General features: G+C 59.5%; 19 protein-coding genes and 1 other RNA gene. 12 read left to right on the top strand and 8 right to left on the bottom strand.

Features of this window, described 5'->3' with window-relative positions; all coding sequences use genetic code 11:
• Window positions 1-8: 8 nt before the first annotated feature.
• Entirely contained in the window at window positions 9-380 is a 372-nt protein-coding gene (gene sufA, locus ACTJJ6_RS03855) for a Fe-S cluster assembly scaffold SufA (protein WP_004931368.1), read from the bottom strand.
• 526 nt (window positions 381-906) lie between these two features.
• Here sufA and ACTJJ6_RS03850 point away from each other — a divergent pair.
• Window positions 907-1,311 (top strand): hypothetical protein, encoded by a 405-nt coding sequence (locus tag ACTJJ6_RS03850; protein ID WP_004931369.1) that lies wholly within the window; start codon window positions 907-909, stop codon window positions 1,309-1,311.
• 45 nt (window positions 1,312-1,356) lie between these two features.
• Here the strand turns inward: ACTJJ6_RS03850 and menI are convergent, their stop codons facing one another.
• Complete coding sequence (gene menI, locus ACTJJ6_RS03845; protein WP_016927938.1) at window positions 1,357-1,773, bottom strand: 1,4-dihydroxy-2-naphthoyl-CoA hydrolase; 417 nt, start codon at window positions 1,771-1,773, stop codon at window positions 1,357-1,359.
• Entirely contained in the window at window positions 1,770-4,826 is a 3,057-nt protein-coding gene (gene ydiJ / locus ACTJJ6_RS03840) for a D-2-hydroxyglutarate dehydrogenase YdiJ (RefSeq protein WP_028128173.1), read from the bottom strand. The genes menI and ydiJ overlap by 4 nt, the downstream gene beginning before the upstream one ends.
• A gap of 245 nt (window positions 4,827-5,071) precedes the next feature.
• Here ydiJ and ydiK point away from each other — a divergent pair, with 245 nt between their 5' ends.
• Window positions 5,072-6,172, top strand: a complete 1,101-nt coding sequence (ydiK, locus tag ACTJJ6_RS03835; RefSeq protein ID WP_049191420.1) for an AI-2E family transporter YdiK — start codon at window positions 5,072-5,074, stop codon at window positions 6,170-6,172.
• Window positions 6,173-6,430: 258 nt separating this feature from the next.
• An RNA gene (rprA, locus tag ACTJJ6_RS03830) (antisense sRNA RprA) lies at window positions 6,431-6,540 on the top strand.
• A 109-nt stretch (window positions 6,541-6,649) separates the two neighbouring features.
• Here rprA and ppsA read toward each other — a convergent pair.
• Window positions 6,650-9,028: a phosphoenolpyruvate synthase gene (gene ppsA, locus ACTJJ6_RS03825; protein WP_028128172.1), complete on the bottom strand. Its 2,379-nt coding sequence runs from the start codon at window positions 9,026-9,028 to the stop codon at window positions 6,650-6,652.
• A 460-nt stretch (window positions 9,029-9,488) separates the two neighbouring features.
• Between ppsA and ppsR the strand changes: the two genes are divergently transcribed.
• The 9 genes from ppsR to ACTJJ6_RS03780 all read left to right on the top strand — a co-directional run bounded on the left by ppsR (window position 9,489) and on the right by ACTJJ6_RS03780 (window position 18,417).
• Window positions 9,489-10,349: a posphoenolpyruvate synthetase regulatory kinase/phosphorylase PpsR gene (gene ppsR / locus ACTJJ6_RS03820; protein ID WP_161544659.1), complete on the top strand. Its 861-nt coding sequence runs from the start codon at window positions 9,489-9,491 to the stop codon at window positions 10,347-10,349.
• Window positions 10,350-10,545: 196 nt separating this feature from the next.
• The gene (locus ACTJJ6_RS03815) at window positions 10,546-11,592 is read left to right on the top strand and encodes a 3-deoxy-7-phosphoheptulonate synthase (protein ID WP_440802142.1); all 1,047 of its coding nucleotides are present in this window, start codon (window positions 10,546-10,548) and stop codon (window positions 11,590-11,592) included.
• A gap of 105 nt (window positions 11,593-11,697) precedes the next feature.
• Window positions 11,698-12,183: a glutathione peroxidase gene (locus tag ACTJJ6_RS03810; protein ID WP_015377714.1), complete on the top strand. Its 486-nt coding sequence runs from the start codon at window positions 11,698-11,700 to the stop codon at window positions 12,181-12,183.
• Between the two features lie 171 nt (window positions 12,184-12,354).
• Window positions 12,355-12,537 carry a hemin uptake protein HemP gene (gene hemP / locus ACTJJ6_RS03805; RefSeq protein ID WP_016927944.1) on the top strand — a complete coding sequence of 61 codons (183 nt, stop codon included), beginning with the start codon at window positions 12,355-12,357 and terminating at the stop codon, window positions 12,535-12,537.
• Window positions 12,538-12,631: 94 nt separating this feature from the next.
• Window positions 12,632-14,704 (top strand): TonB-dependent hemoglobin/transferrin/lactoferrin family receptor, encoded by a 2,073-nt coding sequence (locus tag ACTJJ6_RS03800; RefSeq protein WP_440802137.1) that lies wholly within the window; start codon window positions 12,632-12,634, stop codon window positions 14,702-14,704.
• 66 nt (window positions 14,705-14,770) lie between these two features.
• The gene (locus tag ACTJJ6_RS03795) at window positions 14,771-15,808 is read left to right on the top strand and encodes a hemin-degrading factor (protein ID WP_049300239.1); all 1,038 of its coding nucleotides are present in this window, start codon (window positions 14,771-14,773) and stop codon (window positions 15,806-15,808) included.
• On the top strand, window positions 15,805-16,635 hold the full coding sequence (locus ACTJJ6_RS03790) for a heme/hemin ABC transporter substrate-binding protein (protein ID WP_049300238.1): 831 nt from the start codon (window positions 15,805-15,807) through the stop codon (window positions 16,633-16,635). Before ACTJJ6_RS03795 ends, ACTJJ6_RS03790 begins: the two co-directional genes overlap by 4 nt.
• Window positions 16,635-17,639 (top strand): FecCD family ABC transporter permease, encoded by a 1,005-nt coding sequence (locus ACTJJ6_RS03785; RefSeq protein WP_016927948.1) that lies wholly within the window; start codon window positions 16,635-16,637, stop codon window positions 17,637-17,639. Before ACTJJ6_RS03790 ends, ACTJJ6_RS03785 begins: the two co-directional genes overlap by 1 nt.
• Window positions 17,632-18,417 (top strand): heme ABC transporter ATP-binding protein, encoded by a 786-nt coding sequence (locus ACTJJ6_RS03780; RefSeq protein WP_016927949.1) that lies wholly within the window; start codon window positions 17,632-17,634, stop codon window positions 18,415-18,417. The genes ACTJJ6_RS03785 and ACTJJ6_RS03780 overlap by 8 nt, the downstream gene beginning before the upstream one ends.
• Window positions 18,418-18,450: 33 nt before the next feature.
• Here the strand turns inward: ACTJJ6_RS03780 and ACTJJ6_RS03775 are convergent, their stop codons facing one another.
• From ACTJJ6_RS03775 to ACTJJ6_RS03760, 4 genes are all read right to left on the bottom strand, one after another.
• A complete protein-coding gene (locus ACTJJ6_RS03775) occupies window positions 18,451-19,893 on the bottom strand; it encodes a protein adenylyltransferase SelO (RefSeq protein ID WP_049300237.1) in 1,443 nt (480 codons plus the stop codon).
• 256 nt (window positions 19,894-20,149) lie between these two features.
• Entirely contained in the window at window positions 20,150-20,881 is a 732-nt protein-coding gene (locus tag ACTJJ6_RS03770) for an EAL domain-containing protein (RefSeq protein WP_048323176.1), read from the bottom strand.
• Window positions 20,882-21,395: 514 nt separating this feature from the next.
• On the bottom strand, window positions 21,396-22,409 hold the full coding sequence (locus ACTJJ6_RS03765) for a lipoate--protein ligase A (protein ID WP_033640505.1): 1,014 nt from the start codon (window positions 22,407-22,409) through the stop codon (window positions 21,396-21,398).
• A gap of 59 nt (window positions 22,410-22,468) precedes the next feature.
• Window positions 22,469-22,933 (bottom strand): NlpC/P60 family protein, encoded by a 465-nt coding sequence (locus tag ACTJJ6_RS03760; protein WP_016927954.1) that lies wholly within the window; start codon window positions 22,931-22,933, stop codon window positions 22,469-22,471.
• Window positions 22,934-23,030 lie beyond the last annotated feature (97 nt).

Raw genomic sequence — 23,030 nt, 5'->3', positions numbered from 1 at the left:
TGCATCGCTCAAACGCCAAAGCTCTCGCCGCACCCGCAGGCATGCTGAGCTTTAGGGTTGTTGAATTTGAATATCTGATTCAGCCCTTCGCGGACGTAATCTACCGTGGTGCCATCGATGAACGGCATGGCCTTCAGCGGCACGTAGAGTTTGGCGCCGTCGCGCTCAAACAGCAGATCGTCATCGGCGGGTTCGCGGGTCAGATCCAGCACATAGGCAAAGCCGGCGCAGCCGGATTGTTTCACCCCTAGCTGCAGCCCTTTCACCTGCGGATCCTGCTGCATCAGTTTGGTTATTTGTCGTACGGCGCTGTCGCTGAGCGAAATGCCTTGCCAGACATTTTCATCCAGAGAAAAAGTGCCGACATTTTCCGTTTGCATAGGGTCTACCTCACACTCGTGTTTGGCCACAGCCAATCTGGGTTGCTTATATGTTAGTGATAACGATTATCACTTCAACCGTTTGTTTTGCGGGGGTATCCGCCGCGAGCGCGGTTTTTCGCTGCGGCGTGCGGCAAGCCAGCGGGACATCCGTGGCGGCTTGCGGCGTCTGGCGGCAAGGTGTACATGCTATCCCTATGAATTTGTTCTTTATCCTGCATCACCGTACCGCACTCCCCGGTGGCCCGTCAGCGTTACAGCGCCGCGGTGCATTGCCGATCTAAACATTCATAGAAAATACCTATTTCTGCATTCTGTCTGTCGTAAATGTGCGTTTATCGGCATTTCGTGGCGCAGCGCAAGCGCGCCCCCTCAGGTTAAAGTTTAGTCGCTCAGGCTCAAGTTGGGTCATCGGCAGCCTTTTACACCTCACGCAATGAAAAAACGCCACGCCGGGGATTGATCGGCAACGCGGCAGTTTATATGATAATGATTATCATTCAATTGTAATTTGAGCGCGAAGCCAATGACTCTTTCGATCAACGCATGGTTGCTGGGCAAGATTGATGACTACAAATTCAGCGTGCGCGACGCCACGGTGGACTTTTACATGGCCGAAGCGGCGCTACGGCGCCCGGAATGCAATATCGACCACCTGAAGCGGTACAACAGCGTCAGCCTTACCATGGCCAATCTGTGTCTGGAGAACGGTGACGACGACAGCTACCTGCACGCGCTCAGCAAGCTGCACAACCGGCTGATCGTCGAGATCAACAATCCGCAGCGTTGCCAGCTGTTTCGGGTGCAAAGTTACCACTTCGCGCGCCATACGCTGACGCTGATCTGCCAAAAATACGCAATGGAAGGCACCTGGGAGAAGGCGAACGCGTTTCAGAAGGACTTCGTCAAACGCGTGCCGTTTCAACTGTAAAGCGAAAGGCTCCGCAGGCCGAGCGCCTGCGGAAACCGGCGGGGATCAGTCGATGACCGCCGTGGTCAGACGCGAAGTGCAGCACAGCCGATCGCGCGCGTCGAAGATCTCGATTTGCCATACCTGATGACGGCGGCCAACGTGCAGCGCGCGGCACACCCCGCGCACCTGGCCATCGAACACCGCGCGCAGGTGGTTGGCGTTGATCTCCAGCCCCACCACTTTCTGCTCGCCCTCACTGCACAGGTAACCGGCCATCGATCCCATCGATTCCGCCAGCACCACCGACGCCCCGCCGTGCAACAGCCCGAACGGCTGCCGGGTGCGGCCATCGACCGGCATGGTGGCCTCGAGGAAGTCCTCGCCCAGCTGGGTAAACTCGATGCCCACATGGCTGACCATGCAGCCGTCACCGGCGCGGTTCAGCTGCTCCAGCGACGTTTCACGTTTCCACAATTTCACTCAATCATCTCCAGAAGTGCCTGTAATGGGTGGCGCACGCCATTGCCCTCGATGCGTTTCACCTGGCTGCGGCAGGAATAGCCGGTCGCCAGGCAGCGCTGCCGCGGCAAACGCTGTAGCGTCGGATGCCATGATAGCTCATAAATGCCGAGCGAGTTTTGCAGGTTCTTGGCTTCATGGCCGTAAGTGCCCGCCATGCCGCAGCAGCCGACGCTGACGTTCTCCAGTTTGGCGCCGAAGCGGGCGAAGATCGCCGCCCACTGTTGGCCGCTGGCCGGCAGCGCGGTGGTTTCGGTGCAGTGGCCGAACAGATACCACGGCTCGCCGGTCGCCGGCTGTTCGGCGCGATCCGCGATCCGCTGCTGCAGCCATTCATGCACCAGCTGCACCTGGAAATCGCCGCGCTCGGCGCCGAGGATCTCGCGGTATTCGTCGCGGTAACACAGCACCAGCGCCGGATCGACGCCCACCAGCGGCATGCCGAGCTGCGCCACGCGGTTGAGAAAATCGGCGGTTTTGCGCGCGGTGCGGGCAAACCGCGTCAGGAAACCTTTCACATGCTGCGCCTTGCCATTCGGCGAGAACGGCAGCAGCACCGGTTTATAACCGAGCTTCTCCACCAGCCGGACAAAGTCCGCCACCACTTTGGCGTCGTAATAGCTGGTGAACGGATCCTGGACGATCAACACGTGTTCTGCCCGCTGCTCGGCGCTCAGCCCTTCCAGCTGCTCCAGCGTCAGCGTGGTCGCGCGGTGGCCGGACAGCTGCTGACGCAGCGTCGGGCTGGACAACAGCGGCAGATCGACCATGCCGATGGCGTTGCGGCTCATCTCTCGCAGCCACGGCTGGCGGAAGAAGAAGTTGAACACCTTCGGCGCGCGGGCCATCAACGGGGTATAGCTCTCCACGCCGGCGACCATATAGTCGCTTACCGGGCGCAGATAGCGGGTGTGGTAGAGCTGCAGGAAGCGCGAACGGAACCCCGGCACGTCAATTTTGATCGGGCACTGGGTGGAGCAGGCCTTGCAGGCCAGACAGCCAGACATCGCCTCTTTCACTTCGTGCGAAAAGTCGTACTCGCCCTTGCCGGCATGCCAGCTGTTGCGGGTTTTCTCGATTAGACCGCGCAAGCTGAGGCGCTGCTGCGGCAGCTGTTTCTCCAGCGCCAACGGATCGACGCCCTGCTCGGCCAACAGACGCAGCCACTCGCGCACCAGCGTCGCCCGCCCTTTCGGCGAATGAATACGGTTGCCGCTGATCTTCATCGACGGGCACATCGGGCTGCGCACATCGAAGTTGAAGCACAGGCCGTTGCCGTTACACTCCAGCGCGCCGCGGAACGAGGTGCGCACCTCGACCGGGATCTGGCGATCGAAGGTGCCGCGTTTGACCGCATCCACCTGCATCATCGGCGCATCCACCGCCAGCGGCGAACAGATCTTGCCTGGGTTCAGGCGGTTATCCGGATCGAACGCCGCCTTGATGCGGCGCAGCTCTTCATACAGCGTTTCCCCGAAGAATTCAGGGCTGTATTCCGCGCGGAACCCCTTGCCGTGCTCCCCCCACAGCAGGCCGCCGTATTTGGCGGTCAGCGCCACCACCCGATCGGAGATCTGCTTCATCAGCACTTCCTGCTGCGGGTCGCACATGTCAAGCGCCGGGCGCACGTGCAGCACCCCGGCGTCAACGTGACCAAACATGCCATAGCTCAGATTGTGGTCATCGAGCAGTTGCCGAAATTCGACGATATAGTCCGCCAGATGTTGCGGCGGCACACAGGTGTCCTCGGCGAACGGAATCGGCTTGGCGCGCCCTTTGGCGTTGCCCAGCAGCCCGACCGCCTTCTTGCGCATGTTGTAAATGCGCTCGATGCCAGCCAGATCGCCGCAGATCTGGTAGCCGATCACGCCGCCCTGCCGCTGCGCGATCAATTCGTCCAGCCGTTGGCACAGGGCTTCCATCTGGCCGTCGATCAGCGCCCGATCGTCGCCGGCGAACTCGACGATGTTCAGCCCGAGCATCTCTTTATCCGGCACGTCGGCGATCAGTTCGTTCACCGAGTGCCAAACAATGTCTTCACGCGCCAGGTTCAGCACCTTGGAATCGATGGTTTCCACCGACAGCGCCTTGGCCTCGACCATAAAGGGCGCATTGCGCAGCGCAGAGTCAAAGGAGTCGTACTTCACGTTGACCAGGCGGCGCACTTTCGGCAGCGGCGTGATGTCCAGCCGCGCCTCGGTGATAAACGCCAGCGTGCCCTCGGCGCCGGTCAGGATGCGCGTCAAATCGAAGGTTTGCAGATCGTCGCTCAGCACGTGGCGCAGATCGTAACCGGTGAGGAAGCGGTTGAGCTTGGGGAATTTCTCCAGGATCAGCGCGCGCTGCTCGCGGCAGCGGTTGAGCACCGTGCGGTAGATGCGCCCTTCGGCGGTCTCTTCCTGAGCAATCGTTTCCGCCAGCGCTGTCGGCATGGCGCGGGTATCGATCATCTCGCCGCCCAGCAGCACCGCCCGCAGGCCCAACACGTGATCGGAGGTTTTGCCGTACACCAGCGAGCCCTGGCCGGAAGCATCGGTGTTGATCATGCCCCCCAGCGTGGCGCGGTTGCTGGTGGACAGTTCCGGCGAGAAGAAGTAGCCGAACGGCCGCAGGTATTGATTCAGCTGATCCTTGATCACGCCGGCTTCGACTTTCACCCAGCCTTGTTCGACGTTGATCTCCAGAATGCGGTTCATGTGGCGCGACATATCGACCACGATGCCGGTATTGAGCGACTGGCCGTTGGTGCCGGTGCCGCCGCCGCGCGGGCTGAAGGTCAGCGTATTGAAGCGCTCTTCTCCGGCCAGACGGGCGATCAGCGCCACATCGGCGGTGGAACGGGGGAACACCACCGCATCGGGCAGCAGCTGATAGATACTGTTGTCGGTGGCCATCGTCAGCCGGTCGGCATAGCTGGTGGCGGTATCGCCGTTAAATCCGTTTTGCTTCAGTGCTTCCAAAAAGTCGAGCACCCGTTGAACGAGGCCGGGCGCCTGAGAAATCTGTGGGATCATTCGCTTTTTTGACCCTGTCCGTCTATTTTTTATGCGCTGATGTACGCTGAATCGGGCCTTTAATTCAGACCCACCCTATTTTTTAGTGACACTAAAAACTAACATACTCGTTTAGTGAAGGCATTCACATTATTACCGCCCTGCGAGCGCCGCCACAGGCGGCCGCCCGGCGGTGATAAACCGACCGACAGGCACCCCGATTCGCCGGTGCCAGGGATTTAATTGACCAGGATGAGAACCCACTGATGCCACTCCCGCAATCGCGTTACGACTTACCGCGAATTATTTTCGGCGTGCTGTTTATCGCCATCATGATCGTTGCCTGTTTTTGGGTGATCCAACCGTTTATTCTCGGCTTCGCTTGGGCGGGCATGGTGGTGATCGCCACCTGGCCGTTGCTGCTCAAACTGCAAAAGCTGCTGTGGGGCCGCCGCTCGCTGGCGGTGTTGGTCATGACCCTGCTGCTGATCCTGCTGTTCATTCTGCCTATTTCCCTGCTGATCAGCAGCGTGGTGGATAACAGCGCACCGCTGATCGCCTGGGCCAGTTCGCCCGGCAAGCTGCACATTCCCGATCTCGCCTGGCTGCAGTCCGTGCCGATGATCGGCGACAGGCTCTATACCAGCTACCACACATTGGTTAACGCCGGCGGCGCTGCGCTGCTGGCGAAGGTGCAGCCGTACTTCGGCCAAACCGCCACCTGGTTCGTGGCGCAGGCGGCGCATATCGGTCGTCTGCTGCTGCACTGCGCGCTGATGCTGCTGTTCAGCGCCTTGTTGTATGCGCGCGGCGAGCAGGTGGCGCTGGGTATCCGTCACTTTGCGGTGCGCCTCGGTTCCAAACGCGGCGATGCGGCGGTGCTGCTGGGCGGCCAGGCGATCCGCGCCGTCGCGCTGGGCGTGGTGGTGACGGCGTTGGTGCAGTCGGTGCTGGGCGGCATCGGTCTGGCGGTAAGCGGCATTCCTGCCGCCACTCTGCTGACGATGCTGATCTTTATCTGCTGCGTGGCGCAATTGGGGCCGCTGTTGGTGCTGGTGCCGGCCATCATCTGGCTGTACTGGCACGGCGACACCACCTGGGGCACCGTGCTGCTGGTCTGGAGCTGCGTGGTGGCCACGCTGGATAACGTGCTGCGCCCGGTGCTGATCCGCATGGGCGCAGACCTGCCGCTGCTGCTGATCCTGTCCGGCGTTATCGGCGGTTTGCTGGCCTTCGGCATGATTGGCCTGTTCATCGGCCCGGTGGTGTTGGCGGTATCTTATCGCCTGTTGACCGCCTGGATGGATGAAGCGCCGGAGCCGACCTCCGCACCGGAGCAAGTCATCGAAGATCTGGAAAAACGCTAATTCCCCCCTTCCGCCCGCATCGTCGGGCGGAACTTTTCACGCCTGCCATTATTCCTACCTCATTCGAGTAATATCTCCGCCCAATATAATGCCGCCCTATATTGATTTCAGTACGGCGAATGAAAGGTGCAATGTAAATCCCTGTTTGTTGCAAACGGAAAAAAGAGATAACTACCGCAAATAAAATGTGATGCCGCTATCGATTAGGATGATTCTTAATGACTAGTCGCGTTCAAAAATCTAGTATTATGGCCATCTATTGCTTCAAATCACTGATTTTAAAGCAACCTTTCTGAACAATGTAATGCCATACATGTGAATTGCTGTGTGTAGTCTTTGCCCATCTCCTACGGTGGGCTTTTTTTTATTCTTTTTTCGTCGAATTGATTATTTTACGCGCCGTTATTTACATTCAGAAATAAAAAGGCCGCAGCGTTAACTGCGGCCTGACGTTAATGCCTCAGCGAGGCCGAGACATTATTTCTTTTTCGACAAATTGATCCAGGTCTGCACCACAGTGTCCGGGTTGAGCGACAGGCTGTCGATGCCCTGCTCCATCAGCCACTCAGCGAAGTCTTCATGGTCAGACGGACCCTGGCCGCAGATGCCGACGTATTTGCCGTGGCGCTTGGCCGCCTGAATCGCCATCGACAGCAGCGCTTTCACCGCCTCGTTGCGCTCGTCGAACAGTTCCGACACCACGCCGGAATCGCGATCCAGCCCCAGCGCCAGCTGAGTCATGTCGTTGGAGCCGATGGAGAAGCCGTCGAAGTGCTCGAGGAACTGATCCGCCAACAGCGCATTGGACGGGATCTCGCACATCATGATCACTTTCAGCCCGTTTTCGCCGCGTTTCAGCCCCTGACGCGCCAACTCGGCCACCACCGCTTCCGCCTGCGCCACGGTGCGCACGAACGGCACCATGATTTCGACGTTGGTCAGCCCCATGTCGTTACGCACGCGTTTCACCGCCTCGCACTCCAGCGCGAAGCAATCGCGGAAGCTGTCGGCCACGTAACGGCCGGCGCCGCGGAAGCCCAGCATCGGGTTCTCTTCGTGCGGTTCATACTTATCGCCGCCCACCAGGTTGGCGTACTCGTTGGATTTGAAGTCGGACAGCCGCACGATCACACGCTTCGGCCAGAAGGCGGCGCCCAGCGTCGCGATCCCTTCTGTCAGGCGGCCAACGTAGAACTCGACCGGGTGGTCGTAACCCTGCATCAACGCGCGAATTTCGTTTTGCAGCGCCGGCGTCTGCTGATCGAACTCCAGCAGCGCGCGCGGGTGCACGCCAATCATGCGGTTGATGATAAATTCCAGCCGCGCCAGGCCCACGCCTTCATTCGGCAAACGCGCAAAGTCGAAAGCGCGATCCGGGTTGCCGACGTTCATCATGATCTTCAGCGGCAGATCCGGCAGCTCGGTCACTTCGGAGCTCTGCACGCTGAAATCCAGCATGTCGCTGTAAACGAAGCCGGTGTCGCCTTCCGCACAGGATACGGTGACTTTCTGGCCGTCTTTCAGCACGTCGGTGGCGTGGCCGCAGCCCACCACCGCCGGGATGCCCAGCTCACGGGCGATGATCGCCGCGTGACAGGTGCGCCCGCCGCGGTTGGTGACGATCGCGGCGGCTTTCTTCATGATCGGTTCCCAGTCTGGGTCGGTCATGTCGGTGACCAGCACGTCGCCCGGCTGGATGCGATCCATTTCGCTGATGTCGTGGATCACTTTCACCGGACCGGCGCCGATGCGGTGACCGATGGCGCGGCCTTCCACCAACACCGGACTGGTGCCGTTCAGCTGGTAGCGCTCCATGGTTTGTTCGTTGGAGCGTACGGTCTCCGGGCGCGCCTGCACGATCAGCAGCTTGCCGGTATGGCCGTCTTTCGCCCACTCGATATCCATCGGGCGGCCGTAATGTTTTTCGATCAGGATCGCCTGCTGCGCCAACGCCTGCACTTCGTCATCCGTCAACGAGAAACGGCTGCGCTGCGCTTCCGGCACGTCTTCAATGCGCACCTGCTTGCCGTGATCCTGCGACGGCGCGTATACCATGCGGATCTTTTTCGAACCCAGGTTGCGGCGCACGATCGCCGGCTTGCCGTTTTGCAGCGTCGGTTTGTGCACGTAGAACTCATCCGGGTTCACCGCGCCCTGCACCACCATTTCACCCAAGCCGAAAGCGGAGGTGATGAATACCACCTGATCAAAGCCGGACTCGGTGTCGATAGTAAACATGACGCCCGAGGAGGCCAGATCCGAGCGCACCATGCGCTGTACACCGGCCGACAGCGCCACGCCGCGGTGATCGTAGCCCTGGTGCACGCGATAAGAGATGGCGCGGTCGTTGAACAGTGACGCGAACACGTGCTTGATCGCCACCATTACGGCGTCGATGCCCTGCACGTTGAGGAAGGTTTCCTGCTGGCCGGCGAAGGAGGCGTCCGGCATGTCTTCCGCCGTGGCGGAGGAGCGCACCGCAAAGGAAGCTTCCGGTTCGCCGTCGGCGAGCTGTTGGTAAGCCTGATGAATTTCACGCTCGAACTCGGCGTGGAACGGCGTGTCGATCACCCATTGGCGGATCTGGGCGCCGGCCTTGGCCAGTTGGGCAACGTCGTCAACGTCGGTCTGATCCAGTAGCTGATAGATGCGCTGGTTAACACCGCTTTGTTCGAGGAAATCGTTAAACGCCTGTGCGGTGGTGGCAAAACCGTTAGGCACGGCCACGCCCAAATCGGAAAGATTGGTGATCATTTCACCGAGGGAGGCATTTTTGCCGCCGACACGGTCAACGTCGTGCATGCCAAGCTGGTTGTACCAAAGCACATTACGCAAGTCTGGGCCATTGTTGGACATCGAGACAATCCTTATTGCTATCAGTAGGGTAAAGACGGATTTAATTCGCTTGCTTTACGGCGCCGCTAACACGGAGCCGAATCAGACTAGCACACTGATCCGGGGAAAATGGAAAGGTGAATCGATCAACCCACTGAAGAAAGTGGTTTTTAAGAGAATGTCCTAACCGGCTGATTTGCCTGGGAACCGTTCCCAATCGCACGAAAAGCTTAGTTCTCAACAAATTACGCTCTTTTTAAAATTCTGTTTTAATGACCACGCAAACGCTATCGTTTTTGGTGAAAATAGCGGCAAATTTACGTTTCGGCTCGAAAAGCGTCGCTGCGCCGCGATTTCTATCGCCGCCAACGCGCGCTTTTTTTTCGCGCGCCGCCGCAAGACGCTTTACCGCCCCGCCGTCACAATTTTTTCCCTCGCCCCTTTACCCGCGGATCGTCTGCGGCTCATGATATTGGCAGTGATGACAGCAGGAACACCGTTTTCAGGTAAGGAGCCTCGGGTGGAAAGAAGCGTTTTTTATATTTCGGATGGTACGGCGATCACCGCCGAAGTGCTGGGGCACGCGGTGCTGTCGCAGTTCCCGGTCACGGCGACCACTTACACCTTGCCGTTTGTCGAAACCGAGGCGCGCGCACGCGCAGTTCGCCAACAAATCGATGATATCTATAATGAAACCGGTGTGCGGCCGCTGGTGTTTTACTCCATCATCTCGCCGGAAGTGCGCGATGTGATCGTGCAAAGCCAAGGCTTCTGTCAGGATATCGTGCAGGCGCTGGTCGGCCCGCTGCAGGGTGAGCTGGACGTGGAGCCAACGCCGGTGCCGAACCGCACCCACGGTCTGACCGCCAGCAACCTCGGCAAGTACGACGCGCGCATTGCCGCCATCGACTATACCCTGGCGCATGACGACGGCATTTCGCTGCGCAATCTCGATCAGGCGCAGGTGATCCTGCTCGGCGTGTCGCGCTGCGGCAAAACCCCCACCAGCCTTTATCTGGCGATGCAGTTCGGCATCCGCGCCGCCAACTATCCGTTTATCGCCGACGATATGGACAATTTGCACCTGCCGGCCTCGCTGAAACCGTTTCAGCATAAATTATTCGGCCTGACCATCGATCCGGAACGCCTGGCGGCGATCCGCGAAGAACGGCGCGAAAACAGCCGTTACGCCTCACTGCGCCAGTGCCGCATGGAGCTCGCCGAGGTCGAGGCGCTGTTCCGCAAAAATCAGATCCGCTACCTCAATACCACCAACTATTCGGTCGAAGAGATCTCCACCAAAATCCTCGACATCCTTGGCATGAGCCGCCGCATGTTCTGATCTTTCCCTCGCGGGGCCCCGTGCCCCGCCGCCTGCCGTTTATTTCAGCAGCAGCTGATTTTTTTGTGCTTTTTTTCGCGGCTTTGATCAACAGAACACAATCTCTACGGTTGAATTCAGCGCTTTTTGCGTTATTGTGATCGCCATCACTTCCCGGCACTCCTGCCGCAGAGAAGAACAGTTTCCAGGGAACAACATGCACAAAACAGATGAACTGCGGACCGCGCGCATCGACAGCCTCGTCACGCCGCAAGCGTTGGCGGACAAGCTGCCGATCTCGGCGGCCATCGCCGATAACGTGACATCGTCACGTAAACGCATTGAAAAAATCCTCACCGGTGAAGACCGCCGCCTGCTGGTGGTGATCGGCCCCTGCTCGATCCACGATCTCGACGCCACCGTCGATTACGCCGGCCGGCTGAACGCCCTGCGCGAGCGCTACCAGGATCGCCTGGAGATCGTAATGCGCACCTATTTCGAAAAACCGCGCACCGTCGTCGGCTGGAAAGGCCTGATCTCCGATCCGGCGCTGGACGGTACCTTCCAGGTCAACCGCGGCATCGAAATGGCACGCCGCCTGCTGCTGGAAGTGAACCAGCTCGGCCTGCCGACCGCCACCGAATTCCTGGACATGGTCGTCGGCCAATACATCGCCGATCTGATCAGCTGGGGCGCCATCGGCGCACGCACCACCGAAAGCCAGATCCACCGTGAAATGGCCTCGGCGCTCTCCTGCCCGGTCGGCTTCAAAAACGGCACCGACGGCAACACCCGCATCGCCATCGACGCCATTCGCGCGGCGCGCGCCGGGCACATGTTCCTGTCGCCGGACAAACATGGCCAGATGACCATCTACCAGACCAGCGGCAACCCGTACGGCCACATCATCATGCGCGGCGGCAAAACGCCGAACTACCACGCCAGCGATATCGCCGCCGCCTGTGACAGCCTGCGTGAATTCGATCTGCCGGAGCACCTGGTGATCGACTTCAGCCACGGCAACTGCCAGAAAATGCACCGCCGCCAGTTGGAAGTGGCCGACAACGTCTGCCAGCAGATCCGCGCCGGCTCTGCCGCCATCACCGGCGTGATGGCGGAAAGCTTCCTGGTGGAAGGCACGCAAAAGATCGTCGCCGGCCAACCGTTGACCTATGGTCAGTCGATCACCGATCCTTGCCTGAGCTGGTCCGACAGCGAACAGTTGCTGGCGATGCTGGCGGATGCGGTCGATAGCCGTTTCTGACGCAACATAGACCGGGGCCTCGCCCCGGCTTTCTCCCTTCTGTCCCGCTCATCTATACTGATTGCAACGCTTTAGCACCCGCCGAAACGCACTGGGAGCCCCGGCATGATTCACTCTCTGTTATCCATTCCCTGCGTCACGCTGCAGGGCGAGCAAAAAACGCTGGGCGATTTCCCGGCGCGCGCTTACCTGGTGGTCAACACCGCCAGCAAGTGCGGCTTCACCCCGCAATACCGCGGGCTGGAAAATTTGTGGCGATACTATCGCGAGCGCGGCCTGATGGTGCTCGGCTTCCCCTGCAACCAGTTTGGTTCTCAGGAGCCGGGCAGTCCGCTGGAGATCGCCAATTTTTGCAGCCTCAACTACGGCGTCAGTTTCCCGCTGTTCAGCAAGATCGACGTTAACGGCCCCGGCGCCCACCCGCTGTTCAATGAGCTGAAACGCCTGGCGCCCGGCATTCTGGGCAGCCGCCGCATCAAATGGAATTTCACCAAGTTCCTGCTCACCGCCGACGGCCAGCGCGTGACGCGCTTTGCGCCGATCACCAAGCCCGAACGCCTGTTTGACCGCATCGAAACCCTGCTGAAATAACGCCCCTTTTTTACGGGCCGAGTGCGCTCGGCCCGCCGCCGGATGTCCGTTCGACAAAAAGGTTCCATCGGTAAGAAAATTTTCCTTGATGTAACCTTTCCTTCACATGATAATGATTCTCAGTTTGATATTAATTACCATTTAATAACCTGTTTTATAAGCACAATGATGATGGATACTGCCAACACGCCAACCCCCGCCGCCGCGGCCCCGACCGAGCACAGCGCAAACGCGCCGCCCAGCTACGACAGCGCACAGCTGCTCGGCGCCGACGGCATCGCGTTCATTACCCATCAGGGCCAGCGCTATCAGCTGCGGCAGACCAAAGCCGGGAAATTGATCCTGACCAAATAACCACAGAACCCTCAAACGCCAGCCACCCCGATCGTTTGATCCAGGCAGCCAGCAAATCTATTGATATGTTTTATTACATACGGAGAGTTGCACCATGCCTCTGACATTTTCCACCCGGCTGCGTTTTTCCGCGTTGAGTCTGGCGATTGCCTGCGCTCTGCCTACGGTGGCCTTGGCACAAAACACCAGCACAACAACTTCTTCCAACGCGGCAGTGGCCAAAAACGCCGACGAGACCATGACCGTGGTCGCCACCGGCAACCAACGCAGCAGCTTTGAAGCGCCGATGATGGTCACGGTCATCGAAGGCAACTCGCCGGAAAGTCAAACTGCAGGCACCGCCGCCGATATGCTGCGCCGCGTGCCGGGCATTACCGTCACGGGTTCCGGGCGCAGCAATGGGCAGGATCTCATGATGCGCGGTTACGACCGACGTGGCGTGCTGACGTTAGTTGACGGCATCCGCCAGGGGACCGATACCGGCCATATTAACGGCACTTTTTTGGATCCTGCGTTAGTGAAACGCATTGAAATCGTGCGCGGCCCCTCCGCGTTGCTGTACGGCAGCGGCGCGTTGGGTGGCGTAGTGTCTTATGAGACCGTCGATGCCGCCGATCTGCTGCTGCCGGGCCAGGATAGCGGGTTCCGCGTCTACGGCACCGCCGGCACCGGCGACCACAGCCTGGGCATGGGCGCCAGCGCCTACGGCAAGACCGATAACCTCGACGGCCTGCTGTCGTTCGGCACCCGCGACGTCGGCGATCTTCGTCAGGGCAACGGCTTCGATGCGCCTAACGACGAAACCATCAGCAACGTGCTGGCTAAAGGCACCTGGAAGATCGACGATAGCCAGTCGCTAAGCGGCAACCTGCGCTACTACAACAACAGCGCCCAGGAGCCGAAAAACCCGCAAACCCCAGCCAGCTCCAGTGGAAACTTAATGACCGATCGTTCGACGATTCAACGCGATGCGGCATTGAGTTACAAACTGAAGCCGATCGGCCAGGATTGGCTGGATGCGGAAGCGAAAGTGTATTATTCAGACGTGAAAATTAACGCTCACGCCAATGGCAGCGAGGATGAAGCGCGTAAACAAACCACGAAAGGCGCCAAACTTGAAAACCGCACGCGCCTGTTTGCGGATACTTTCGCTTCACATCTGCTGACCTACGGCACCGAGGCCTACAAACAGGAGCAAACGCCGGGCGGCGCTACCGAAAGTTTCCCGCACGCAAAAATCAACTTCGCTTCAGGCTGGCTGCAGGACGAAATCACGCTGCGCGATCTGCCCGTCACCCTGCTCGCCGGCACCCGCTATGACAATTACAAGGGCTCAAGCGACGGCTATGCCGATGTGGATGCGAACAAATGGTCCTCACGCGGCGCAGTCAGCATTACGCCTACCGACTGGCTGATGCTGTTCGGCTCCTATTCTCAGGCGTTCCGCGCGCCAACGATGGGTGAGATGTACAACGACTCCAAGCACTTCTCAATTCCAATGGGACCAACCACCATCACCAACTATTGGGTGCCTAACCCGAATTTGAAGCCGGAAACCAACGAGACTCAAGAGTACGGGTTTGGTCTGCGTTTCGATGATTTGATGCTGGCCGATGATAGCCTGCAGTTCAAAGCCAGCTATTTCGATACCAAAGCCAAGGACTACATCACCACCGATGTCACGATGGAACTGGGACGCGGTCCGCGCGGCCCTTACTGCATCAGTTGCACCACCTTCTCGACCAATGTCGATCGCGCCAAAATCTGGGGATGGGACGCTACGCTCAGCTATAAAACCCCCTGGTTCGGCTGGGATTTGGCTTACAACCGCACCCGTGGCAAAAATGAAGCGACCGGTGACTGGTTAAGCAGCATCAATCCGGACACCGTCACCAGCTCGCTGGACGTGCCGCTGGGCGAAACCGGTCTGTCTGCCGGCTGGGTCGCCACCTTCGCCGAACGCGCGACGCGCGTGGAGACAGGCACGGCCGAACAAGCCGGTTATGGCGTCAACGACTTCTATCTGAGCTACAAGGGACGCGACCTTCTGCAGGGCATGACCACCACCGTGGTGTTGGGTAACGCCTTCGACAAAGAATATTACTCGCCGCAGGGCATCCCGCAGGATGGCCGCAACGCCAAACTGCTGGTCAGCTACCAGTGGTAATCATTTGACTATCTGGCGGACAACCCGATTGTCCGCCGTTCGCATTACAGCGCAGGAGAATCCGGCATGAGCAACACCCTATACGAACGCTACCAACAGGCTAAAATCGATCACCCCGGCAAATACGCCCGCGATCTGGCGGCGATCCTTGGCGTCAGCGAAGCGGAGCTGACGCACGCCCGCGTCGGCCACGACGCCCGCCGCCTGCAGGCCGACGCGCGCACCCTGCTGACCGAGCTTGAGCAGGTCGGCGTCACCAAGTCCATCACCCGCAACAGCTATGCGGTGCATGAGCAGATGGGCCGCTACCGCAACCAGCACCTTAACGGCCACGCCGGGCTGATCCTCAACCCGCGCGAGCTGGATCTGCGTCTGTTCCTCAACCACTGGACCAGCGTTTTCGCCATGAGCGAAACCAACAAACGCGGCGTGCGCCACAGCATCCAGTTCTTCGACCAACAGGGCGATGCGCTGCACAAGGTCTACACCACCGAGGAAACCGATCTGCCGGCCTGGATGGCGCTGGTGGAACGCCATCTGAGCGAAGAAAACCCGGCGCTGACGCTGCAGCCCGTCGAGGCGAACACCGTTGATGAAACAACGCAAGATCATGCCAAAATCGACGCTGAATGGCGCGCGATGACTGACGTTCACCAGTTCTTCCAGCTGCTGAGCCGCAATAAACTCACGCGCCAGCAGGCGTTCCGCGCCGTCGGCGACGATCTGGCCTATCAGGTGGACAACAGCGCGCTGTCGCAGCTGCTGGAAGCAGCGCAGCAGCAACAAAACGAGATCATGATATTCGTCGGCAACCGCGGCTGCGTGCAGATCTTCACCGGCCAGATCGAACGTTTGATGCCGCAGGAAGGTTGGATCAACGTGTTCAATCGCCGCTTCACGCTGCACCTGATCGAAGACGCCATCGCCGAAAGCTGGATCACCCGCAAACCGACCAAGGACGGCATCGTCACCAGCCTGGAGCTGTTCGCCGCCGACGGCACGCAGATCGCGCAGCTGTATGGCCAACGCACCGAAGGCCAGCCGGAACAAACCCAGTGGCGCGAGCAGGTTGCCGCGCTCGCCGCCAAGGACATCGCCGCATGAAATCTTCCTTGATCCGCCGCCTGGCGCTGATGATGACGCTGGCGCTGCCGCTCACCGCGGCGGCGGCGCCGCGCATCGTCTCGATCGGCGGCGACGTGACGGAAATCGCCTTCGCGCTCGGCGCCGGCGACGACGTGATCGCCCGTGACAGCACCAGCTTGCACCCGGCGGCGGTGAAAACGCTGCCGGACGTCGGCTACATGCGCCAGCTGAATGCCGAAGGCATTTTGGCGCTCAAACCGACGCTGGTGCTGACGACCGAGCTGGCGCAACCGGCGCTGGTGCTCAAACAGCTGGCGGACAGCGGCGTCAAAGTGGTCAGCGTGCCGGGTGACACCACCCTGCAGGCGGTGCCGCAGAAAATCGCTACGATCGCCGCCGCGCTGCAACGCGTTGAGCAAGGCAAACAGCTGAGCGAGCGCTATCAACAGCAGCTGGCAGCGGTCGACACCTCTCCGCTGCCGGTCAAGGTGCTGTTTGTGATGAGCCACGGCGGCATTACGCCGATGGCCGCCGGGCAACACACCGCCGCCGACGCGGTGATCGCCGCCGCCGGACTGAAAAACGCCATGCAGGGCTTTGACCGCTACCGTCCGCTGTCGCAGGAAGGCGTCATCGCCAGCGCGCCGGATCTGTTGCTGGTCACCACCGACGGCGTGCGCACCCTCGGCGGCGAACAGCAGCTGTGGACGCTGCCGGGCCTGGCGTTGACGCCGGCGGGCAAGCAGCGTCGCGTACTGATCGTCGATGACATGGCGCTGCTGGGTTTCGGTCTGGAAACGCCGGCGGCGCTGGCCAAGCTGCGCCACGCGGCGGAGCAAAAGTAATGCGCTGTCGCACCTCGCCTCAGTTGGCCATCATCGGTCTGCTGGTGCTGCTGACGCTGCTGGCGCTGGTCGCCGCCAACCTGGGCGCGCTGACGCTGTCGTTTCGCACCCTGTGGCGCGAACCCTTCAGCGACGCCGCCTGGCACATCTGGCTGAACATTCGTCTGCCGCGCGTGCTGCTGGCGGTAGTGATCGGCTGCGCATTGGCGGTGTCCGGCGCGGTGATGCAGGGGCTGTTCCGCAACCCGCTGGCGGATCCGAGCCTGCTGGGCATCAGCAGCGGCGGCGCGCTGTTTGTCGCCCTGTTCATCGTGATGCCGCTGGCGTTGCCGGTGACGATCGCGCTGTACGGCCATATGCTGGCGGCGTTCCTCGGCAGCCTGCTGGTATCGTTGTTGATCTACGGCATCAGCCGCAGCGGGCACGGCAATCTGTCGCGGCTGCTGCTGGCGGGCATCGCCATCAACGCCCTGTGCATGGCGGCCATCGGCGTGCTCTCTTACGTCAGCAGCGATCAACAGCTGCGCCAGTTCTCGCTGTGGATGATGGGCAGCCTCAGCCAGTCGCAGTGGCCGACGCTGGCGGTTTCGGCCTCGCTGATCCTGCCTACGGCGCTGCTGACGCTGCTGCAGGCGCGCCGGCTGAACCTGTTGCAGTTGGGGGATGAAGAGGCCCACTATCTCGGGGTGAACGTCCAGCGCGCCAAGCTGCAGCTGCTGTTGCTGAGCGCGCTGCTGATCGGTGCGGCGGTGGCGATGAGCGGCGTGATCGGTTTCGTCGGTCTGGTGGTGCCCCATCTGGTGCGCATGCGTCTCGGCGGCGATCACCGCTGGCTGCTGCCCTGCTCCGCGCTGGGCGGCGCCTGCCTGTTGCTGGTCAGCGATACGCTGGCGCGCACGCTGGTGGCGCCGGCCGAAATGCCGGTGGGGTTGATGACCAGCCTGATCGGCGGTCCTTACTTCTTGTGGCTGGTGATGCGCCAGCGGGAGCGAACCGGTGGATAACGCCGCCTGCCTGACGGCCCGAGAGCTGCGCTACAGCCTCGGTACGCGCCGCCTGATCAACGACGTTTCACTCAGCCTCGCCAGCGGTGAGATGGTGGCGATTATCGGCCCTAACGGCGCCGGAAAATCGACGCTGTTGCGCTTGCTGACCGGCTATCTGACGCCGGACTGCGGCGAATGCCGGCTGCTCGACCGCCCGCTGGAACACTGGGCGCCGCAGCAGTTGGCCAAAGTCCGGGCCGTGATGCGCCAGTACAGCGATCTGGCGTTTCCCTTCAGCGTGGAAGAAGTGGTCAGCATGGGGCGAGCGCCGCACGGCAAACGCGACGAGCATCAGGCGCTCCAACAGGTGATGGAACAAACCGACTGCCTGGCGCTGGCGCAGCGCGACTACCGTCAGCTTTCCGGCGGCGAACAACAACGGGTGCAGCTGGCGCGGGTGTTGGCGCAGCTGTGGCAGCCGCAACCGTCCCCCGCCTGGCTGTTCCTCGACGAGCCGACCTCGGCGCTGGACCTGTATCACCAGCAGCACACCCTGCGCCTGCTGCGCTCGCTGACGCGCCAACAGCCGCTGGGCGTCTGCTGCGTGCTGCACGATCTCAATCTGGCCGCGCTGTACGCCGATCGGATCCTGCTGTTGCATCAGGGCCGCCTGGTGGCGAGCGGCACGCCGCAGGAAGTGCTGCAGGCCGACATTCTCACCCGCTGGTATCAGGCCGATCTCGGCGTGGTGCATCATCCCGAAGCGTCGCTGCCGCAGGTCTATCTACGTCAATAACATCAAGGGTGCCATGAGGCGCCCTTTTTCATCTCAGCTGGAACAGGAAATCTCCAGATGTTTGCCCCAGTCCGGCGGCAGCGCGGCGAGATCGTCATACTCCGGCGCATCGTCGAACGGCCTCAGCAGAGCCTGATGCAACCGCTGCAAACGGCCCACGTCGTCTTTCTCTGCGTCCTCAATCGCCTGCTGCGCCAGATAGTTGCGCAGGATCAGGCGCGGGTTCACCGCCTTCATCGCCCGTTGCCGTTCCGCATCGCTGACCTGTTCCTGTTGCAAACGTTGACGATACTGCTGATACCAGGCGTCGAACGCCGCACGGTCGATAAACTCGTCGCGCAACGGCGACTGCACCTGCTGCTGTTCGGTCTCACTCAACAAGCGGAACGTGCGGGTATAGTCCCGCCCTTCCTGCGCCATCAGGCTCAACAAACCGGTGAGCACGTCATTATCCTGCGCCGTCGGCGTGAAGAAGCCGAGTTTGGCGCGCATCTGTTCACCGTAGGCGCGCATCAGCGCCGGCTCATACGCCGCCAGCGCCTGCTGCAGCTGCTCGGTGGTCATCAGCCCCGACAGGGTTTGCGCCAGGCGATGCAGGTTCCACAGCGCCACCGCCGGCTGATTGTCGAAGGCATAACGCCCCTGGTGATCGGAGTGGTTGCAGATATAGCCGGGCTGGTAGTCGTCCAGGAAGCCATAAGGGCCGTAATCGATGGTGATGCCGAGAATCGACATATTGTCGGTGTTCATCACGCCGTGGGCGAAACCGACGGTTTGCCAATGGGCGATCAAACGCGCCGTGCGTTCGACCACGTCGGTAAACCACAGCAGGTAACGCTCAGCCTGATCCTGCAGCTGTGGCCAGTGATGGGCGATGACGAAATCCGCCAGTTGCCGCACTTGCTCCGGCTGTTTACGGTAATAAAAGTGTTCGAAGTGGCCGAAGCGCACATGGCTTTCCGCCACCCGCATCAGCATGGCGCCGCGTTCCGGCTGCTCGCGATATACCGGTTGTTGGCTGGTGACGATGGTCAACGCTCGGGTGGTGGGGATCCCCAGATGGTGCAGCGCCTCAGAGGCCAGAAACTCGCGGATCACCGAACGCAGCACCGCGCGGCCATCACCCATGCGCGAATACGGCGTCAGCCCGGCGCCCTTCAGGTGCCAGTCGCGGTGGCTGCCGTCCGCCAGGCGCTGTTCGCCCAGCAAAATGCCGCGGCCATCTCCCAGTTGCCCGGCCCACACGCCGAACTGGTGGCCACTGTACACCTGCGCCAGCGGCTGCATGCCCGGCAGCAGCGTTTCTCCCGCCCAAATCGGGGTTTTATCCTGAGCAAACCAGCTTTCATCCAGCCCCAGTTCACGCGCCAGCGGCTCGCTATGGTACAGCAGGCGCGCATCCTTAAGCGGCGTTGGATTCAGAGCGGTGTAGAAACCAGGTAACTGTTGGTAGTAAGCGTTATCGAACTGCGGCATAGGCCCTCCGTTTCAGCGTAGTGTAGAGCGTGAACGGGCGGATTAACACCGAAGGAATGCAGGGAGAACGCATCCGCCTGCCGTCAGGACGGATGCAGGGAGTTTGGCGCTTCCGCTTGGCGGGGGGAACGCGGTTTAACGCTGGCGGACAAACGCGGTTATCAGCCCAAAACGAGGTGAATAACGACGGCGGGATCACGGTAACCTCACTCCGCGCATTATTGACCTCATAGGGTGTAGTTTTTTATATCACTTCTTAATTATTGAACTCGCTGGGCATCGTCAGCAAAGCCTGCAGATTATCCACACCAACGCTGGGCCATAAAAAACCTTGCAGGCCTAAAACACCGGCGTATCTGAGTTTATTAAAATACTCTTTTTTCTCTATTCCTCCGACGATCACGCCTTTACATAACAGGTTGATATTCTTTAACAACGAGTCAATGACCACGTCATACCCCTGATGGGTAAACAGCTGCCAGTAAAAACGTTTGTCTATCTTTACGTAGTCAAACAAACCGTCGTACAACGCAGTCAACGTGGCCTTACCGGAACCGAAATCATCGAGCCACAGCGTAAACATTTCGCTTAATCGCCGCACGCTCGGGTTGTTCTTGCCGGCCGAAAGATTCGGAAAACTCTCACTGATTTCAAATGCAATAAAAGGATATTGCCCGATCCTTTGGCACAACGCCGAATCGGAAAGAATAAGCTCAACGATGGTTTCTTCGATATTGATGGTCAACTGCACGTTGTTACCGGTAAACCAAGCCGCATGCTGCTCCGCAAGTTTCAGTTGCTCATTAAATAACTCAATCCTTTGTTCAGGCGCCAATAAATTAATCCCAATTTCGGCCGGCATGGCTAAATCACCATCTAGACTGTTGAAACGGCTCAACATTTCCACCGCCAACAGCCCGCCCTCCATTGAGTAAACAGGTTGAAAAACATAGCTACTAATAAAGTCAGCTTCGAGTTGGATGTTCATTTTAATGCCACAGGATGAATGGCTAGCGTATCATCGTATATCAATATATTTTATCGATCAATCCCTCTGGGATTAATCGGAAATATCAATGTAAATACCCATGAAATATCATTTAATTGATAGATTAAAGCTATACGACAATCGTGCAAGGCGCAAAGAAAAGCAGCCTGACTTATGCCATGGCGGGCGCCAAACGCGTTATGCAAAATGGTATTTGACTTAAGTTGAATGGATTTATGGCTAAATTTGACTTATCTCCTTTGTTTTATTTAAGAAAAATCCTAAATAAAGTAAAATAATCTTTCCTCCTTAACGCCAATTTTTCCTGCCGTTAACGACGACTGATTAAATTTAATAACGCATCAATTCCGCCCGTTATTCGCGGCATTGAAAACGTAAAAAAATGCCCACCTTGATTTTCAGAAAATCTGCGCTACCGCCATGCAAAACGTCGATTTCAGCAATAAAAAAAGGGATGAGCACGCTCATCCCTTCATCACCTGGCCTGCGCGCGCTAGCGGATCGTTTCGCTCAGCCATTGCCGCAGCTCGGCTAATTCGGCCGCCTGCTGAGGATAGTCCGCCATCAGTCGGTCACAGCAAGCGGCAACGGGCTCGCTTCGATACGCGCAGCCCACCAGCATTTCCGCCAACCGCTGCAGCGGGGCGGGATTCAGGCTGTCGGTGAATACCTGCGCGCGAACGATCGCCCCCTTCTCCACATCGAAGAACAGGTCTACGCCGCCCCAGACAAAGCGCTCGTTGAGCAAGTGGCTGAACGCCGGCGCCTTGCCAAAATTCCATTCCCAGCTGCTCTGTTTGGCGAACTGCGCGGCAAAATCGGGCAGTTCGGGGAATACATCCGGCGAAATGATCTCCGGCTCGGCCGTCTCGCCATAGTGGGCGAAGAAGGCCTGAACGATCGCCTCACACACCAGCTCATGGCTGATGCCCGGCAAAAACTCCGCCAGATTGGCGACGCGCGAACGCACCGAGGTGATGCCCTTGGCCTGCAGTTTTTTGGGATCCGGATTGAGGTAGTCCGCCAGCCGTTCCAGATCGGCATTCAGCAGCAGCGTGCCATGGTGGAAACCGCGATCCTGCGTTTCTCGATAGGCCGATCCGGATATTTTTCGCGGCCCGTCGGCGGTTTCCATCACCAGATCGTTGCGCCCCGACGCGCCGGCTGTGACGCCCAACTGCCGCAGCGCTTGCAGAATGATGTCGGTCGAGACACTCTTGTCGTAGCCCGGTTTGCCGGCCATAAAGGTGAAGCAGGTATTGCCCAGATCGTGAAATACCGCCCCGCCGCCGCTGCTGCGCCGCGCCAACCGAATGCCGTCCTGCTCCATACGCCGGGTATTGCACTCTTTCCAAGGGTTTTGCGACTGGCCAATCACCACCGTTTCGGCATTGCGCCACAGGAAGAGAATCTTTTGCGTGGTCATTTCGCGGAAGATGCACTCTTCCACCGCCAGGTTGAACCAGGGATCGTAGGAGTCGGAGATCAGTAAACGCAGGCTGTTCATGGCAGGCACCGTTCAAAACACGAGATGCCGCCATGATACACCAAATCAACGGGTTAAGGCTAAATGCGTCGCGCCTGCCAGTACACCCGCTTCCAGTAGACGTTATCGAGCGAGGAGCGGATCACCCCGCGGCTGGTCGACGCGTGGATAAATTGGTCGTTGGTATCGTAAATGCCGACGTGCAGGCCGTTCTCACCGCCGCCGGTTTTGAAAAACACCAGATCGCCCGGCATCAGCTCATCACGTGAAACCTTGGTGCCCAGGGAGGTCTGTTCTTCGGTCGAACGCGGCAGTTGCATGTCGAAACGATCGCGGAACGTGCGGTAAACAAAGCCGGAACAATCTACGCCGCCGCGATCCAGACCACCGTAACGGTATGGCGTGCCGTACCACTGGCGCAACTGTTCGTTGAGCTGGGCCACCACCACGATAGAGTCCGCCAGGCGGCCGCTGGGCGGCGGCGCATGGCTGCTACACCCGGCGAGGATCAAACTGGCTAATAAAAACCACACACGCATCCGCATAATATCCCTTCATTGAACACGTCGCCGCATTATGCCATCCGGTACACCACCGCCTGCGAGGCAAAGCCGGCATCACGTAAGGAGAGCGCCATTTGGC

It is taken from the genome of Serratia sp. 22278 (assembly GCF_052045405.1).
GTDB lineage: Bacteria > Pseudomonadota > Gammaproteobacteria > Enterobacterales > Enterobacteriaceae > Serratia > Serratia marcescens.
The sequence above is the reverse complement of the archived record's forward strand: the minus strand, read 5'-3'. Positions and strand labels throughout refer to the sequence as shown.

Excerpts from the sequence above, each read along its gene's own strand:
- sufA (WP_004931368.1), bottom strand. The coding sequence starts at position 380 with ATGCAAACGGAAAATGTCGGCACTTTTTCTCTGGATGAAAATGTCTGG.
- ACTJJ6_RS03850 (WP_004931369.1), top strand. The coding sequence starts at position 907 with ATGACTCTTTCGATCAACGCATGGTTGCTGGGCAAGATTGATGACTAC.
- ydiJ (WP_028128173.1), bottom strand. The coding sequence starts at position 4,826 with ATGATCCCACAGATTTCTCAGGCGCCCGGCCTCGTTCAACGGGTGCTC.
- ydiK (WP_049191420.1), top strand. The coding sequence starts at position 5,072 with ATGCCACTCCCGCAATCGCGTTACGACTTACCGCGAATTATTTTCGGC.
- ppsA (WP_028128172.1), bottom strand. The coding sequence starts at position 9,028 with ATGTCCAACAATGGCCCAGACTTGCGTAATGTGCTTTGGTACAACCAG.
- ppsR (WP_161544659.1), top strand. The coding sequence starts at position 9,489 with ATGACAGCAGGAACACCGTTTTCAGGTAAGGAGCCTCGGGTGGAAAGA.
- ACTJJ6_RS03815 (WP_440802142.1), top strand. The coding sequence starts at position 10,546 with ATGCACAAAACAGATGAACTGCGGACCGCGCGCATCGACAGCCTCGTC.
- ACTJJ6_RS03810 (WP_015377714.1), top strand. The coding sequence starts at position 11,698 with ATGATTCACTCTCTGTTATCCATTCCCTGCGTCACGCTGCAGGGCGAG.
- hemP (WP_016927944.1), top strand. The coding sequence starts at position 12,355 with ATGGATACTGCCAACACGCCAACCCCCGCCGCCGCGGCCCCGACCGAG.
- ACTJJ6_RS03800 (WP_440802137.1), top strand. The coding sequence starts at position 12,632 with ATGCCTCTGACATTTTCCACCCGGCTGCGTTTTTCCGCGTTGAGTCTG.
- ACTJJ6_RS03795 (WP_049300239.1), top strand. The coding sequence starts at position 14,771 with ATGAGCAACACCCTATACGAACGCTACCAACAGGCTAAAATCGATCAC.
- ACTJJ6_RS03790 (WP_049300238.1), top strand. The coding sequence starts at position 15,805 with ATGAAATCTTCCTTGATCCGCCGCCTGGCGCTGATGATGACGCTGGCG.
- ACTJJ6_RS03785 (WP_016927948.1), top strand. The coding sequence starts at position 16,635 with ATGCGCTGTCGCACCTCGCCTCAGTTGGCCATCATCGGTCTGCTGGTG.
- ACTJJ6_RS03775 (WP_049300237.1), bottom strand. The coding sequence starts at position 19,893 with ATGCCGCAGTTCGATAACGCTTACTACCAACAGTTACCTGGTTTCTAC.
- ACTJJ6_RS03770 (WP_048323176.1), bottom strand. The coding sequence starts at position 20,881 with ATGAACATCCAACTCGAAGCTGACTTTATTAGTAGCTATGTTTTTCAA.
- ACTJJ6_RS03765 (WP_033640505.1), bottom strand. The coding sequence starts at position 22,409 with ATGAACAGCCTGCGTTTACTGATCTCCGACTCCTACGATCCCTGGTTC.
- ACTJJ6_RS03760 (WP_016927954.1), bottom strand. The coding sequence starts at position 22,933 with ATGCGGATGCGTGTGTGGTTTTTATTAGCCAGTTTGATCCTCGCCGGG.